This window comes from Paenibacillus sp. YAF4_2 (genome assembly GCF_052113225.1).
In the GTDB taxonomy this organism is placed as follows: Bacteria; Bacillota; Bacilli; order Paenibacillales; family Paenibacillaceae; genus Pristimantibacillus.
This window is the reverse complement of sequence record NZ_JBFRCT010000007.1, coordinates 225,093-242,352: the sequence shown is the minus strand read 5'-3', so window position 1 is coordinate 242,352 and position 17,260 is coordinate 225,093. Positions and strand designations below refer to the sequence as shown.

Annotated in this window: 6 protein-coding genes; 2 read left to right on the top strand and 4 right to left on the bottom strand. The window is 47.3% G+C overall.

Annotated elements, in window-relative coordinates; all coding sequences use genetic code 11:
* Nucleotides 1-393: 393 nt before the first annotated feature.
* Nucleotides 394-1,704, top strand: coding sequence for a glutamate-1-semialdehyde 2,1-aminomutase (locus AB4Y93_RS18030; protein ID WP_441894247.1), 1,311 nt, complete (start codon nucleotides 394-396; stop codon nucleotides 1,702-1,704).
* A 69-nt stretch (nucleotides 1,705-1,773) separates the two neighbouring features.
* On the opposite strand, the gene AB4Y93_RS18025 is transcribed toward AB4Y93_RS18030, so the two are convergent.
* The 4 genes from AB4Y93_RS18025 to AB4Y93_RS18010 all read right to left on the bottom strand — a co-directional run bounded on the left by AB4Y93_RS18025 (nucleotide 1,774) and on the right by AB4Y93_RS18010 (nucleotide 15,288).
* Nucleotides 1,774-11,349, bottom strand: coding sequence for a hemoblobin-interacting domain-containing protein (locus tag AB4Y93_RS18025; RefSeq protein WP_441894246.1), 9,576 nt, complete (start codon nucleotides 11,347-11,349; stop codon nucleotides 1,774-1,776).
* A 158-nt stretch (nucleotides 11,350-11,507) separates the two neighbouring features.
* Nucleotides 11,508-13,289 (bottom strand): extracellular solute-binding protein, encoded by a 1,782-nt coding sequence (locus AB4Y93_RS18020; protein ID WP_441894245.1) that lies wholly within the window; start codon nucleotides 13,287-13,289, stop codon nucleotides 11,508-11,510.
* A gap of 136 nt (nucleotides 13,290-13,425) precedes the next feature.
* Entirely contained in the window at nucleotides 13,426-14,304 is an 879-nt protein-coding gene (locus tag AB4Y93_RS18015) for a carbohydrate ABC transporter permease (RefSeq protein ID WP_441894244.1), read from the bottom strand.
* Between the two features lie 18 nt (nucleotides 14,305-14,322).
* Nucleotides 14,323-15,288, bottom strand: a complete 966-nt coding sequence (locus tag AB4Y93_RS18010; RefSeq protein ID WP_441894243.1) for an ABC transporter permease — start codon at nucleotides 15,286-15,288, stop codon at nucleotides 14,323-14,325.
* Between the two features lie 162 nt (nucleotides 15,289-15,450).
* On the opposite strand from AB4Y93_RS18010, the gene AB4Y93_RS18005 reads away from it, so the two are divergent.
* On the top strand, nucleotides 15,451-17,178 hold the full coding sequence (locus AB4Y93_RS18005) for a sensor histidine kinase (protein WP_441894242.1): 1,728 nt from the start codon (nucleotides 15,451-15,453) through the stop codon (nucleotides 17,176-17,178).
* The last annotated feature ends 82 nt before the right edge of the window (nucleotides 17,179-17,260 follow it).

Sequence of the window (17,260 nt, the reverse complement as noted above, 5' to 3'; positions counted from 1 at the left end):
CACCTCTAACCTGCCTATGTTGGATTTTGTACAGTGAAATGGCAACTCTAAAGATAGAGTCCGTTCTATGTTGGAGATTGTCCAACAAAAATCGCCTCACTTGGACTTCTGGGAGTATAGCTGGATCATTTCATTGGATGGAATCCATTATAGTCGAGCTTACCATTTCTCAATAGCCCATTTTGCTGGATGAAATCCAACCTAAGTACAGTCCGATACCTCTCTACCTGAAGTGACCTCCGCCCCATAGCCTAGCCTGTTCATAGACAGAGGTAAGCACGGCACTTTGCTTTTTGCCCAGTCTGCGCGATAATGGGGAGTGTCGATTTAAAAACAAGGCCATTTGACTGATTAAGGATGGCTTACATATTTCTTATACGGAGGATTTATTCTATGTCTATGCAACGTACACGTTCAGAAGCGCTCTACGAAGAAGCGCTCAAGCATATTGTCGGAGGCGTTAACAGCCCTTCCCGCTCTTTCAAGGCAGTTGGCGGTGGTGCGCCCATATTTATGAAGCGTGCCGAAGGCGCCTACTTCTATGATGTTGATAATAATCGTTACATCGATTATTTGGCCGCATACGGCCCGATTATTACCGGACATGCCCACCCTCATATTACGGAGGCAATCGTTCGTGCCGCGCAAAACGGTACTCTATACGGTACGCCTACAGAGCTCGAAATCCAGATGGCCCGTATGCTGAAGGAAGCTATTCCTTCCCTTGATAAAGTACGTTTCGTCAACTCCGGTACGGAAGCAGTTATGACTACTATCCGTGTTGCTCGCGCGTTCACGAAACGCAACAAGATCATTAAATTCGCTGGCTGTTACCATGGCCATTCCGATCTTGTTCTTGTTGCAGCAGGCTCCGGCCCTTCTACGCTTGGCATTCCAGACAGTGCCGGCATCCCTACAAGCATTGCCCAAGAAGTAATCACGGTTCCATTCAACAACCTGCCCGCCTTAAAAGAAGCTCTGGAACGCTGGGGCGAGGATACAGCAGCTGTTATGATCGAGCCAATCGTTGGCAACTTCGGTATGGTTATGCCTGATCCGGGCTTCCTGGAAGGTGTCTGCAAGCTGACCCGTGAAGCTGGTGCACTCGTCATTTATGATGAAGTCATTACAGCCTTCCGCTTCCATTACGGTACAACTCAAACATTTAACGTGTTCCCGGACTTTAAAGCGATTGAGCCCGATCTTACTGCTCTTGGCAAAATAATCGGCGGCGGACTTCCGATCGGCGCCTATGGCGGCCGCAAAGAAATTATGGAGCAGGTTGCTCCTCTTGGCCCGGCTTATCAAGCAGGCACGATGGCGGGTAATCCGGCATCTATCTCGGCGGGTATTGCCTGCCTTGAAGTCTTGCAGGAAGCTGGCATCTATGAGCGTATGAATGAGTTGGCAACGATGCTGGCGGAAGGCCTTCGTGTCTCTGCATCCAAGCATGGTATCCCACTTACGATTAACCAAATCCGCGGGTCGTTCTCTACGCATTTCTGTAATCATCCGGTTACCAACTATGATGAAGCGCAGGCTACGGACGGCGAAATATTCGGCCGTTTCTTCAAGCTGATGCTTGAACAGGGCATCAATCTAGCACCTTCTAAATATGAGGCGTGGTTCCTGACAACCGCCCATACGAAAGAAGACATTGAGGTTACTCTCGCAGCCGCTGAGACTGCCTTCTCGAAGCTGTAAACTTACAACATCAAAAAGCCACCTTATCGGCTGCCATCAGGCAGTTCGATGAGGTGGCTTTTCTAGTACCTAGTAAATCTCAATCTCATATAACGATGGACCGTAGGTAGCAAGGCCTTTCTCCGTTACATAGATCCGAACATATTGGCCTTGTGCCGAAGCAGCAAGATTAATCGTCTGTTTCAAGTCTTCCCCGCTAAGCGACTGTCCCGTAATGGTATGAACCGTAGACCAGCTATCGTTGCTGGACAGATCCGCACCAGGTTGAGCGACTTGAATGACAAGCGATTTACCGTACGCTCCTTCCCAGTTCAATACAAGCTTACTGAAGGTCTCTACCGTGCCGAGATCAACATAAATCCATTCCGGATGGTTATCCGAGTTTGCTTCCCAGTCTGCTCCCCATCTGGAGCCTTGATCACCGTCAGTCACCTCCGCAGCAAGATAAGGGCCTTGTTCAGAAGAAGCAACTGCCGATTTGTTCAGTGCCAGATTGATAACGGGAGCGTCTGCCGCTGTAATGACTTGCGTCACCGCAGCATCCGAATAGCCGCTTGCTTCAATGACGATATTGTAGCTGCCAGCTGCCGTGAATACTGTTGCGGTAAGAGCAATTCTGCCGCTTTCCACTTTGAATTGCTCAGCAGCAAGCGGTGTCCCGTTAACCTTCACGGCAGACACAGCGCCTTCCCACGCTGCGTCTCCCGTAAAGCTCAGGTCAATACTTTGACCTGCTTTGTTATCTGTTGTATCTGCTGTTAAAGCAGGTGGCGCTGCTGTAACAGGTCCAGTTGCTTCAGAGCCATACACTTCGAACTCCCAAAGGGATGGACCGTATGGAGGGAAGCCTTTTGTTGTCACATACACTCTGATGTACTGACCAACTGCAGGTGAGTCTAGCAAAATAGCATCTTGTATTTTGCCCGAGCCAGTCAGTGTCCGGTCCAAATGCTTAACCGTTGTCCAGCTGTTCGTATCACTAAGATCAGCACCCGGCTGAGCAACTTGAATATCAAAGGTTTTGCCGTAAGCTGTTTCCCACAGCAGGTTCAATCTCGTAATAGAATATACCGCACCAAGATCAATATAAACCCATTCTGGATTACTGCCTGTTGCAGCTTCCCATCTTGTTCCCTGATTGCCATCAAGTACGGCTGCTGCCTGACTGTTATTAGCATTAGACGAAGCAGCAGCTGTCTTACCCAGGGCCAGATTCACATCCGCCGTAATAGCTTGCGTCACTTCATTATCCGCATAGCCCGTAGCAGCAACCGTTATAGTGTAGCTGCCAGCGGCTGCAAATACGCTGGCATTTAGTGTGATTTTACCTGCTGCAACCGTGTATTGATTGGCTGCAAGAGCAGCATTATTCACTTTTACAGCTGTAATTGCATTTTCCCATGCGGTATTGCTTGAGAAGGTAACATCGATGCTGCTGCCTGCTTTATTATCCGAAGAATCGGCTGTCAGAACTGGCCCAAGAGGCAGTACTGGATCCGGATTAGACGGGTTGCCATATACTTCGAATTCATAGAGCGAATAGCCATAGGTCGTACCTCTTACGGTGCCGTAGATACGTACATGACGGGCTTCTTCTCCATGCAGGGTAATGTTGTCGATACCGCCGTTGCCGGATGGCTCGGTGAAGATTGTCGTCCAGTCGTTATCTCCCGGCGTTTCCGCTGTAGAGACTTGAACGGTATAGGTCTTACCGTAAGCCCCTTCCCAGCTCAGCATAATGCTGTCGAGCTTATAAAGCTTCTTCAGATCAAGCGAAATCCACTGTGGATCTTGCGAAGCGCTCTCCCATCTTGTACCCGTCTTCCCATCAATGGCATTTGCCGCAGGCTGATTGTTGGATGAAGCCGTTGCTGTGCTTCCGATCGCAACATTCTTCGCATTGGTCTTCACTTCCTGCGATACCTCCGCAGCCGCATAACCATTAGCCAGAATAGCAATCGCATACGTCTTGATAGACGGGAAGAGCGATGGGTCAAACGTGATTTTGCCTGCTGCAATCGTATACTTGCTTGCATCAACTGCTGCGCCGTCGATCGTGATGCCTGTAATTGCATTTCTCCAAGTTGTGTTGTCTGTAAAGGTCAGCTCAATTGGATTAGTTAATTTATTATCTGTTGCATCGGCAGCTACAGCAGGTGGAGATACTTTCTCGCGGACAGCTACCTCGTCGATGGTGATCGTATGCTCACCTTCTGGTGTCACTTGATCACCATTAATCACATTACCAAGCAGGTACTTCACGGTTAAGGTCATATCAGCGGTTGGTTTCAGCACTTTCGAGTAGACTGCTTCATCACCCGTAATAAAGAACACCACTTGCTGATTATTGTTGTAGCCGGTCAGTTCTACCAGAATCGGACGGTCAACCGTAGACGTTGCTTTAAAGCTAAGCTCATACGTTTTGCCGGCTTTCAGCTGAATACCGGATTGCATGAACTGCGTGGACCACGTGTAAGGCACATGCCATTGCGGATCCAAACCGCCGTTATAGTTAATTTGGATCTTCGCCTTCTCACCTTCTACGGAAATAGATGAGTAATCATCGGCGCCTTTCCAGGACTCCCAGTTCGTCGTGCCGTTCGTGAAGCTGCCATTCAGAACCAGATTGCCATCGCCGGAGAAAACTTGCTGCGTGATCACAGCATCGCCATATCCGCTAGCCATTACCTTCACCGGATAGTTACCATCAACCGAGAAGACGTCCGAGTGAAGCGTCAATGTGCCAGATGTTACCGCATATTGCGAAGCATTTAATACCACCCCATTTACAGAAACAGATGTAATATCGCCTCTCCAAGCGGTGTCATCTGCAAAAGGAATGACGATTTCTTGGCCAGCCAGATTATTTGTGCTATCCGCAACCATTGTTGGCGGACGTTTCACTGGTGCATTTTCCACCTCTAGGACGACATTGTCGATCCATACGGTACCAACTGCTGCATTAGGTGTTTTACCCAGCATGATCTTAAGGGCAAGCAGCTCATCCGCATTTGGACGAACCGCGAATTTGAAGTGAGTCCAGTCCGTACCGATGGATTGAACACCGGAATCAAATTTCCGTACGTAGGATGCATTCTCAAGTGTTGCCTGTAAATCGCGGGCAACGGATGCTTTCACATCAAACGCCAATGTATAGGTCAAGCCCTTCTTGAAGCTCATGCCGCCTTGAATCAGCATATTGCTGTACGGCTGGTTGCCTACGCTTGTTACATTGATCTTCGCAGCGCCATCCTCCGTCGTAAATTGTGCTGCTCCGCCTTCTTGCGAATTCTGCTCCCAGCCCAGCAGGCCAGCGAAGAAATCACCGTTTTTCAGCGGGAACAAATCTACGCCTGTGAAGTCGAAGTTGTTATTTGTTGTGCGGATCAGGGACACGTTATCGATCGCAACATCCGCGTCACTTCCTCCGAGCCCAAAGACAAGCTGTCCTTCCTCATCCGTTACGCCAACAGGCATCGTGAAGGTGAATTCCTGATTACTCATTGCAGTACCAACTGTAAAGTCATCCGAAGCATATACGGTGCTGCCATCTTTACTTACGAATGAAACGTTTATCGATCGATCCAATTCCGCGGAAGCCTTAAAAGTCAGCTTGTAGGAATCATTTTGCAGCAGATTAATGCCTTTTTGCGTCAACGTTATGTCCGCTGGATTGTCGCCACCGTCAGTAATCGCTGCCTCAAGCTGTCTAACATTAGGGTCTACAGATGCCATTGCATCCGCGTCGCCGTATGTTGCGAAGTTCCAGTAAGACATACGGTCCATCGTACCAAGATCGAAGTTTCCATTATAGACGTGCTGGCCATTGCCAAGCGGCGCCTTTGCACCATTGGCTTCGGAGACACTATCCACTTCTTCGATCTTAATATTACCGATCCATACGGTATTCGTATTGAGACCAAGATTAAGCTCCAGTCGTGCAGCAAGATCTGTATCGTTGTTCATCAAGAAGCGATATTCATAATGCTTCAAATTGGTCGTCAGAGCAGCGTCGAAGTTATCCGAATACGCGCCCCAGCCGTTATCAGCGTCTCCGCCAACCTTCAAGCTCATATTTCTTGCTGCCGATGCTTTGGCATCAAAGCTGATTTTGTAAGCATGGCCTTTCGTAATTGTTGCATATTGAATCAATTGCAGGGCGTAGTTCTGACCGCCGCCGTTTGTAATCGATACTTTAGCGAACTTATCGTCACCGATGGTATCGACGGTTGCAGAGCCTGCGCCGCCAAAATCAGGCGTATGCAGGAAGTTCCAGTAGTTCGCATCAAGCGTCTGCGTAGAGTCCGTAATATCTGTCAGACCATGCTCGAAATTCTGGTCAACGATTGCTTTCGCACCCGCAGGAATCTCATCCTTCGAATCAGGCTCTACCGGTGTACGGTAAGGGCGGCCTGTCAGATCATAAGCACGGACGTAGTCGACTTCCATTTTCGCTGGCAGGTCGCTGTCTGCTGGCAATCGGTTGCCGTCAAATTGACCGCCAACTGCCAAGTTCAGAATAATATAGAACGGTTTGTCAAACGGTGCCGGGTAAGCATATTTATCTGGCTGATCTGCTCCCCAGCTGTTCCAGTTGTTAACCGTTTGATACAGCGTGCCATCCACATACCAGCGGATCTCACCTGGCTCCCACTCTACCGAGTAGGTATGATAGCCAGTAATTGATTGGCCTTCAGGAAAGTTATAAGCTGCCCCTGTCGCTTTATTGTTCGGAGCGTTCTTGCCGTAATGGATGGTTCCGCCAACTTCATGCGGCAGGCGTCCTCTAGCTTCCATAATATCGAGCTCGCCAGAAGCTGCCCATCCGCCATATTCACTGTCAGCAGGCATCATCCAGAAGGCTGGCCAAATCCCAGTACCCTCCGGAAGCTTCATCCGAGCTTCGAATTTACCATAAGCCTTCGTGAACGTATTGCTGGTCCAGAGACGGCCCGAAGTATATGGCTTGCCGTTAAATGTCTCTTTCTTGGCTGTGATAACAAGGTTACCTGTTTCGGGGTCTACGTTAATATTTTGCTTGCGGTAGTATTGCTGCTCGTTATTACCCCAATCAGCTACACCATATTCGGAGCCGTTACCTTCTTGGTAGCCCCATTTGGATAGGTCAACGCCGTTTGTATCCGGAGTAACCGCGTCACCGTTAAATTCGTCAGACCAGACAAGGCTCCACATCTGCTCTGTTTCAATCGTTTGTGTCACCTGCCCGAGCTCATAACCGGAAGCTTGGAACACAATGACGTGATCGCCTGCAGTAGTAAAGACACTTGCTTTGATCGTGATGCTGTTTGTTCCAACCGTATAATCTTCAGCCGCAATTGCTGTACCGTCCACCGTAATTGTTTTAATCGAGCTGCTCCAGCCCGGCTGGAAAGCGAAGGTTAGTGTAATATCTTTGCCAAGGCTGTTGTCCGTTACATCAGGTGTTACGATTGGTGCGGAAGTGAGCCGGATATCGTTGACTAGTGAGACTTTTTCGCCAAGTGCTTCTTTAGCCCCTTTCACTTCTAGACGGACGTTATCAATAAAGACGTCATGGACGGACAAAGCATCGCCATTCTTACCAAGCAGATATTTCAGTCCTACCGTATCATCCTTTGGCATTGTGAATTCAAAAGAATAGCTCTTGGTCGTTTCACCAAGTGATACTTTCTCATTCAGATAGCGTGTGTAGGTCCCATTCTCTGCGATCACTTCAATGTTCTTCGCAAGCGTAGATCTTGCATCAAACGTAACGATATAAGTGATGTCTTTCTTAACGAGCAGAGGCTGTTGATACAACATCACATCCCAAGGATTCGCACCAACATTCTCAATGTTCACCTTGGCTCTTCCGCTTGTAAAATCAAACGTTGCTTTCGAGTTACCATCGTATATACCTTGCACATGCTGAGACCAATTAGCACCTTCGCTTGCGAAGTAGCCGTTCTTTAATAGGAAGGCTTTGTCTCTGGCACCTTTAATCTCTACGCGTACATTATCCACGTACACATCATGTGCTCCAGCTGGATTTGTTGTTTGCTTGCCAAGCAGTACTTTAAAGGATGCTAGAGTATCTGCTGTAACAGGCAGTTCGTACGTAAACGTCTGGTAATCTGCCGTCAAATGCTCCATCTTCGAGAGCAGTCGTCCGCCAGCATTATCTACCACAATTTCAACGTCACGTTCTGCAGTCGATTTGAGATCTACGGATACGACGTAGGTGTTGTCTTTGTGCAGATTGAAGTCATTTTGCATCAGCATAACATCCCAAGGATTGTTGCCAACGCTGCTTACATTAACTTTCATGCTGCCTGCATCTTCGGTGTATCCGGTCACTTTGTCCCATCCGTCATAGGAGCCCTGAACATGTAAATTCCAGGAGGTCTTGCCATTTGAGAAGTCACCGTTCTTGAGCGGGAATTGATCCGCCAGCGGCAGATCGCCGATGCCATTGTTTGTGAGTCGAGTCATAACGACACTATCGATAGTTACATCTGCATCATTACCACCAAGCATAAAGACAAGGATTGCTTTATCATCCGCTGCTTCGGCAGAGTTGAAGTTCACCGTCTGTACAGCAGATGACGCGGTCAGGTTCACCTCAATAGGATCAACCACATTTGTGCCGTCCTGCTTCTGAATACCGACCTTTATGGTACGGTTTGATGCTGCACTTGCCTTAAACTTCACTTCATAATCATTGTCAGGAATGAGGTTTACGCCTTTTTGCAGCAATGTAATCGAAGCAGCTCCAGTACCGCCGTTTGTAATATTCGCTGTGAACTCGCGATCATCTGGATCAACCGAAGCCGTTGCTGCTGCACCGTCAGCTGTATTAAAATGCCAGTACGTGAGGCGGTCCAATCTTCCAAGATCAAAGTTGCCGTTGTAAATATGGTTGCCTTGGATTGGTTCCTTAGCAGCATCTTCGTTGTATGGATCTGGCGCATCTACTTCTTCCAGCTTCACATTGCCAATCCAGACAGGATTCGTATTGAGACCAATGTTGAGCTCAAGTCGAGCGAGAACATCGGTATCCGCTGCCATCTGGAAAGTCATGCTGTAGTTCTTGAACTCATCAGTCAAGCTAACGGATAAGACATCCGAATAAGTACCCCATCCGCGGTCAGCCCCGCCGCCAATCTTGGCGGACATTGTCCGGTTCGTGCTGGATTTTGCATCAAAGGACAGCTTGTAGTATCTGCCTTTGCCAACCGTCACGTTCTGAATAAGCTGTACCGCGTAGTCTTGAGATCCGCCGTTTGTAATCTCTGCTTTCGCATAAGTGGTACCGCTAATCACATCTGTTCCGATTAAACCATTACCATTGTAGGTAGGTACATGAACGAAATTCCATTTTTCCGGATCCAGTGTATCTGTGTCCGTTGCCACCGTCTTGAAGCCATTCGCGAAATTCACATCATGCACATAGTTGCCATTAATCGCTTCTTTATGATCAGCCGGTAATGGTTCCTGATCTACCTTCGGCTCCTCAAGACCAGCCGTTGAATATCCGCCTTTCTTGTCGTACACGCGGACATAATCTACTTCCATTGTACGGGTGTTGTCGTCCGTTGGCATTCTGCCGCCATCGAAATTACCGCCAACTGCTAGATTTAGAATCATGTAAAACGGTTTATCAAATGGAGCAGGATAAGCATATTTCGCCGGTTGATCGATCCCCCAGCTGTTCCAATTGTTCTGTGTTTGATAGACTTTTCCGTCTACCAGCCAGCGGATTTCACCCGGCTCCCATTCAACGGCATATACATGCTCGCTGCTAAAATCTACTCCTTCTGGGAAGGTATATTTATTACCTGTGTAGCGGTTACCAGGAGCAGCTTTACCATAATGAATGGTTCCGGAAACTTCACCTGGCAGTCTGCCTACAGCCTCCATAATGTCAATCTCACCGGAAGATGCCCATGTACCATATTCACTAGTTGCCGGCATCATCCAGAAGGCTGGCCAGAAGCCTTGGCCTTTCGGCAGCTTCAGCTTCGCTTCGAATTTACCATAAGCTTTGTTGAACGTGTCCTGGGTAAAAATTCTGCCTGAAGTATAAGGCTTATTATTACTGTTTGCTTCTTTTTTTGCTGTGATGACAAGTTTGCCATCTTCTACTTTCATATTGTCAGCTTCATAACTTTGCTGCTCATTATTACCCCAGCCATCAAGGCCATATTGCGAACCTGTACCAAGCTGATAGTCCCACTTATCAAGGTTCACACCGTTTGTATCAAGATGGCTGCCTGTTCCGTCGAACTCATCATTCCAGACCAGCTCCCACTTATTTTCGTCCGGTGTTGGCGTTGGTGTTGGCGTCGGTGTTGGTGTCGGCGTTGCCGTATCGGTTGGTGTTGGTGTCGGCGTTGCCGTATCGGTTGGTGTTGGTGTCGGCGTTGCCGTATCGGTTGGTGTTGGTGTCGGCGTTGCCGTATCGGTTGGTGCCGGTGTTGGTGTTGCTGATGTTGTAGGTTCTGGTGTTGGTGTCGCCGATGGCGCTGGTGTTGGCGTTCCACCTCCGCCACCAGTGCTTCCTCCACTGCCAGGTGTTGTTCCACTGTCAACGACATAGCTTTGATTATTATTCAGTTTGTTATCATTCCATGTAGAATTCGAGTTTTTGCTATTCAGATGATCAATATCGCTATTATCTGTTTCGAGAACCGTATCCGAATTAAGATTCATGTTGTCGATCTCAGAATCTTCGATTACGACACGTACCGGTGCTTCCTTCTTATCAACGACGATGTTGGGTGCTTTTACATTATGAAAATGAATACTATGAACACCACCGCCACTTACATAGATGGTGCCTTTCACTACCGAATTGCTCAGCGTGAAATCGCCTTCAGCAATTCCCGCAGTTAAGAACAGATTGCCGCTAATCGCCGCATCCTCAAGTATCACACCATCTGTATTTACAAGCGCATTGCCTGTAAGCTGCTGATCCTTATAAGTGCCGCTCTTGGTATAGGCCTCGCCTGCCAAACGATCTAGCAGCACAACAGCTTCTGCGCGAGTAATCGATTTGAGCGGCTGAACAGTTCCGTTAGGGAAGCCCTTCAGATAACCGCCGCTTACTAATTGGCCAAGTGGGTCTACTGCAAATGCGCTAACTTGCGCTTTATCGTTAAAGGCACTTAAGGGGTCATTACCCGTTACTGCAGGCAGACGGAACAATCCTGCTGCAATTTTCGCAGCTTCCTGTCTCTTAATGGCCGCATTTGGCTTGAATGTTCCATCGGGGTAACCATTAATAAAGCCTGCTTTCTTACCAATAGCAACCTGATCCGTGTACCATGCACCAGCTGCTACATCAGAGAAGCTATCGTCACCTTTCATAGTGAAACCAAACAAGCTGTTAATCAATTTCGTAAACTCTGCACGAGTAATTTGCTGCTCCGGCTTAAAGCTGCCGTCCGGATAACTGCTGACCAGACCTTTGGATGTCCACTTATTCACTTGTTCTGCAGCCCAGTGGCCGGTTACATCTGCTGCTCCTGCACTAGTTACGTCCGCTGCACTTGATGATGCATATACCACAGATGGAAGATAGCTTAGTAGAATCATGACCGACATGACAAGCGACAGCATCCGTCTCCTACGAAGACGACTGCCTTTTCTTTTTCTTTGTATCAACGCCGTTTCCCCTCTCTTACGTTATTCTTAGGGAGTGTCTCATGTTGTTAACGCTTTCAGAATGTTGAAAAAATAGATTTTGGCAATAGAAAAGGAACGCCCTGGCATAAATATGGCGTTCCTTATCCTGTTGCAAATGCTTATTGCTTACTGCTAGATTATTTCGAAGCCGAAGCGTACCACTCGTTAACTTCTTTCGTCACTTGGTCGCCGCCGGATTTCTTCCAGTTCTCTACCATTGTATCGAACGAATCGATTGGTGCTTGACCGTAGATGATTTTGGAGAACGATTCGTTAACAAGCTTGTTTAGCAATTCGTTCTTCGATTTCATCGTTTCCGTCAGAGGACCTTGGAAGTAGTTTTTCATACGAATTTCTTTTTGCTCCATAACAATCTTCATCGCTTCAACATTCTCTGGCTTACGGATGGCCTTGGTTTGCTCCTCGTAAGGAGTCGTCATCGCTTCGCCATTGGCAATCTTAATCATGGTATCTGCGTACAAGGACGGTTGACGTGCACCTTCAAATGTCAGCGAGTAGTAAATTGGTTCTACAAGATGCGTGCGGTCCGCATAGTTCGGGAACAGGTCCGGATATTTTTGCGGGTCTTTTGTAATCGTGCCGTCTGGCAATTTAGCCCAGTCGTAGCCTTCTGCGAAGCCGTTCTCGAACTGGCTGCCTTTTGCTGGGTTAGCCCAGTTATCGAAGAAGAAGTTATAGTAACGGAGCAGCGCTTCAGGATGCTCTGCTTTTTTGTTGATCAGCATCCAACCGTTAACGGATGGGTTGCCGCTTTGGGAACCAATTTTACCGTCTGGACCAGCAGGAATCGGGTATGCTTTGTATTTCGCGCCTGGAACGTTGTTGATCAGGTCGCCAAACGGCCAGTCTGGAAGCCAGTTACGGCCTACAATTGCGCCTGCTTGACCTTTCGTGAAGAACTCGGAACCGGAAGTATCATCCTTCAGACCAGAGTCTTTCGAGATCCAGCCCTTATCCATCCAGTTTTTCAATGTACCGAGAGCTTGCTTCGACGCTGGATCAACTGATCCAAATGCCAGCGTACCGTCAGCAGCTTTGTTCCATTGACCTGGCATTGTACCGTAAGCGCCGAACAGCCAGCTTACGTCTGTCATCCAGTTCAAGAAGCCGTTCTTGAAGCCAAGAGCCATACCAAATGTATCTGGTTTGCCGTTGCCGTCTGGGTCTTTGTTTGTGAAAGCATCCATAATGACTTCGAGGTCAGCTACTGTTTTTGGAGCTTGCAGACCCAGTTTATCCATCCAATCTTGGCGCAGCCAAAGAACCATGTCATCGTTGTATGCATAATCGAGAACTGGCAAGGCCATTTTCTCTCCGTCACGTGTTACAGGAAGGAACGTATCCGGGTTCAGAGCAGCTGCTTTTTTGTACTCGTCACCAGCGTATTTATCGAACAGATCGTTAACCGACATGAATTGACCGGAGTCAATCAGCATGTTAACCGTCTCCATGTCACCGCGGTAAGTAATGACGTCTGGCATTTTCTCGCCGGAGGAAAGCATCAGACGAAGCTTTGTTTTGTAAGCGTCATTTGTATCCGTCACTACCCAGTCATACTTTACATCGATGCCAAGGTTTTCTTTCATATACTTCTGCAAAACGTTGTTTTCCATCGTTTCGCCAGTCTTGAAGAAGTAGTTGGTACCTACGCCTTTTACTGTTGTAAGTGTAATAGGCTCAGCATATTTCGTGCCGTCCCAGCCGGTTTCGTCTACGCCGCTGCCCGCATCGTTAGTAGCCGCGTTGTTTGTAGCTGCTGCGTTGCCTGAGTTTGAAGGTTTTTCGCTGGCTGGCTGGTTGTTGCCGTTATTATTGTTGCTTGATCCGCATGCCGCAAGGCTTGCTGCAAGTACACCAGTCAACGAAACGAGCATTAGCTTTTTCATTGAATTACGCATTGTTTTCCCCCCGTAATATGATTATTCATAGATGAGAGCGCTTTATTTACTCTCAAGTAATACTATAGTCTTGGTTTTTACTGATAGAAATACCATAATTTTGAGTACGATACCAATTTATTATCTTCTTAAATTCTTATTCTTTTACCGCCCCAAGGACAATCCCTTTGACGAAAAACCGCTGCAGAAAAGGATATACAAGCAGCACCGGAAGCATTCCGATAAAGATCTGCGCTGCCTTCACCGTACGCTGCGAGATGTTCTTCAGCTCGTTAACATCGGGGTTCAGCTTGCTGAAATCCTGCTGTACGATAATCGTCTGCAAGAAGGTTGCCAGCGGGTAATTCCGATAATCGTTAATATAAAGCAAAGCGTCAAACCATGCATTCCAGTTGCCAACAATCGTGAACAAGGACATCGTTGCAAGTGCCGGCATTGCCAGAGGAAGATAGATTCGGAATAAGATCGAGAAATGTCCTGCTCCGTCAATAAAGGCTGCTTCTTCCAGCTCCTTCGGAGTTGCACGGAAGAAATTCATCAAGAGAATCATATTGAATACAGCAACCGAGCCTGGAAGAACGAGCGCCCAAATCGTATTCATCATGTGGAGATTACGAATGACGATATAAAGCGGAACGATACCGCCGCTGAACCACATCGTAAATACGAAATACCAAGCGTATCTCGACCGGCTCTTGAATACCGTTGTATCCTTCGACAACGCATATCCGCCTAATGTAATAACAGCTAGTGTAATCGAGGCGCCAAGCGCTGTCCGAAAGATCGAAATCCAGAACGCCCGGAGGAAGTTCGGGTTATTCATTGTTTTCGTATACGATTCAGTGTTGAAGTCTACCGGCCACATGCCGACCAAATGCGCATTCGCAGGGGCACTGGCACTAAAGCTGATAGATAGAATATGAATGATTGGTATAATGCACAGCAGTCCCGCGAGACTTAAGAGAAGATAGTTAAAGATAGAGAATACACGGTAGCCTAATGTTTTCTGATACATGTACGCAGGTACCCCTTTCTAGAAGATTTTATAATCCGCATATTTATGAGCAAGCTTATAGCCAACAATAATGAGCACGAAACCAATGAGTGATTTGAATATGCCGACTGCTGTCGCCAAGCTGTACTGCCCGTTCAAAATACCCGTCCGATAAACGAAAGTATCAATGATATCGCCTTTATCGTAGACTAGCGGATTATACAAGTTGAAGATTTGGTCAAAGCCTGCGTTCAAAATATTACCAAGTGCAAGCGTACCTACAACAATTACGATTGGCAAGAGCGAAGGAATCGTAACATGCCAGGTTTGCTTCCAACGTGTGGCGCCATCGACCTCTGCTGCCTCGTAAAGGGATGGATTAACCCCCGCAAGCGCTGCTAAGTAGACGATTGTACCGTAACCAAATTGCTGCCATACATCACTAAGTACAACGACGAATCGGAACCAATCTCCGTCCCCGAGGAACAGGATCGATTCTTTCACCCCGAACCAATCATGCAGCACAGAGTTAATGATCCCATCCGAAGCCAGCATATCGTTCAAGATCCCGCCGAGGAATACCCAGGAAATGAAGTATGGCAAATAGACCAGGGTTTGAACAGTACGTTTGAATGGATTAAAGTTCACTTCGTTTAGCAGAAGCGCGAAGATAAACGGCACGATAATGCCGCAAATAATCTTCAAGCAAGCGATAAACGCTGTGTTTGTAATGACTTGCTGAATGTCCGGATAATCGAACATAAACTTGAAATGCTCAAGCCCAACCCACTTGGAATGGAAAATACCATCGTAAGGTTTATAATCTTGAAAAGCGATTACCAATCCCCCGAGAGGTACGTACACAAAGATAAATTGCAAGATGACTGCCGGAAGCAGCATGAGATGCAGCGGCCATGTCCTTTTCAGGAAACCTCTTGCTTTAGTTTTTTCAGTGCTCTCTCTAATGACCTCATTACGGGCTATCGCCTTTGTTGTTGTCCCCATCCCCATTGTCCTTTCCGCTGTTCTTTTTGTCGATTGACAGAGTTTCATCATGATGTATAGTAAGTATAGCAATCGGGGAATCAGCAAGTCTGCGCCAATGATTTTAGAACGATACCCATTTCTTTTGTTTTCATCCACTTTGATGCGGGGAGACGAACAAGTATGTCGCTGCGAATGAATACGTTTACAAAAATAGTCGGCATCATCGTTTTGCTGCTCATTCCGATTATCTTACTCTATTGGTACTCGAATAAAACAAGTATGGATGTTGTGATGAATGAAGTTGAAATCTCCATGCATAAAGACTTGTCCTATTTCGCCGACAAAACCGATGAGACGGCAAGCCAGCTTGCGAGGAGCGGCCTCATGATCACAGAAGATATTAACGTTCGCACCCTCGAGTTTCTGGAAATCGCCACCTTATATGAACAAACCGATCAGAAGATCCGGATTGCCGACAAGCTCCGGCTCATTAACGCCTCTTCCCCGTGGGATACAACGATAAGCATCTATGCGCCGGCTACCAACACCTTCGTCTCAACCGACTTCCATCTGGAATACGATAAAGAGCTAGTCACCAAAAACTATTCAAAGGTATGGAAATATACCGAGAATGTCGCCCCCTATTACCAGCACAACCCGAGATTTGTCCGATTTCTGAGCGAGCCCTACGACAGTTCATCCGAGAAAGCCGGTCTGGTCGTAGAGGTCAGCTTTGCGGCAGATGAATTAGTGAAAGCCCTTGAACGCTTTAAGCAAGGCGGCAAAGGAGATGCCTTCTTCGTTTCACCTGACCAGCAAATATTAGCCGTGAACGGCTCTGATAGAGAGCTTCAGCAAACGCTTCTCTCTAAAATTAATTTAAACAAGCTGTCGCATGCCCAGTACAACCGGATTAAACTGAACGGAACCGAATATACCGTGAATAGCGTATACATGCCCGAGCTGGGCTGGTATCTGTTTGATTATTTGCCGATTGATGATGTTGTCAGACCGATTACAACAAACAGCAATCTCTTCTATATCTGCATCGTATTTTTACTTATCGGCAGTACGATTGCGGCCTATATCCTCTTCACAAATGTCCAGGTACCCATCCGTGAGCTTATCCGCGGTGTGAAGAAGCTGAAGAAAGGTGAATATCCGAAGCTTAAAGTCTTCCATCCAAATAACGAGTTTCACTTCCTGCTCGTCAGCTTCAACGATATGGCTGTCCAGATCGAGCAGCTGATTCAGAACGTCTATCTCGAACAGATCCGTTCAAGAGATGCTAACCTGAAGCAATTACAGTCCCAGATCAATCCGCATTTCCTCTATAATTGCTTCTCTCTCATTCGCAGCTTAACGAGACTAGGAGAGAAAGAATCGGTTATGGAGCTTGCTCTTCATCTCAGCCGTTATTACCGTTATACAACCAGATCCGAGAGACAGCTGGCCTACTTGCGCGAAGAAGTGGATCTTGTCAAAAGCTATCTTGCTATCCAAGCAATGAATGTCCAGGATATGACCTATGTCATTACGATTCCAGAGGCAATGGAAGAACTTGAAATCCCAAGACTAATCCTGCAGCCAATTGTAGAAAATGCCGTTGTGCACGGTTTGGAGCCTATCGGTACTGGCGAAGTCCAAATTACAGGCTCGCAAAATGACCGCTACAACCTCATTACCGTCACAGATAACGGCATTGGTGTTACCGAGGAACAGCTCGTCCAGTTGAAGCTGCAAATGTCCATGCCTCCTACCGAGGATAAGGGCTGCGCGTTATGGAATACACGCCAGCGTATGCTGCTCCAATATGGACAAGAAGCTGGCGTACGACTCTACCGAGGTGATGACGGCGGACTTACCGTTGAGCTGTATTGGCCAAATGAAACAAACAATTCATTTTAGGCCTATGCTTACGATGCAAGAATTGCTTCACAATTCTTTAAGCCTATGCTTACGAAGTAAGAATTGCTTCACAATTCTTTAA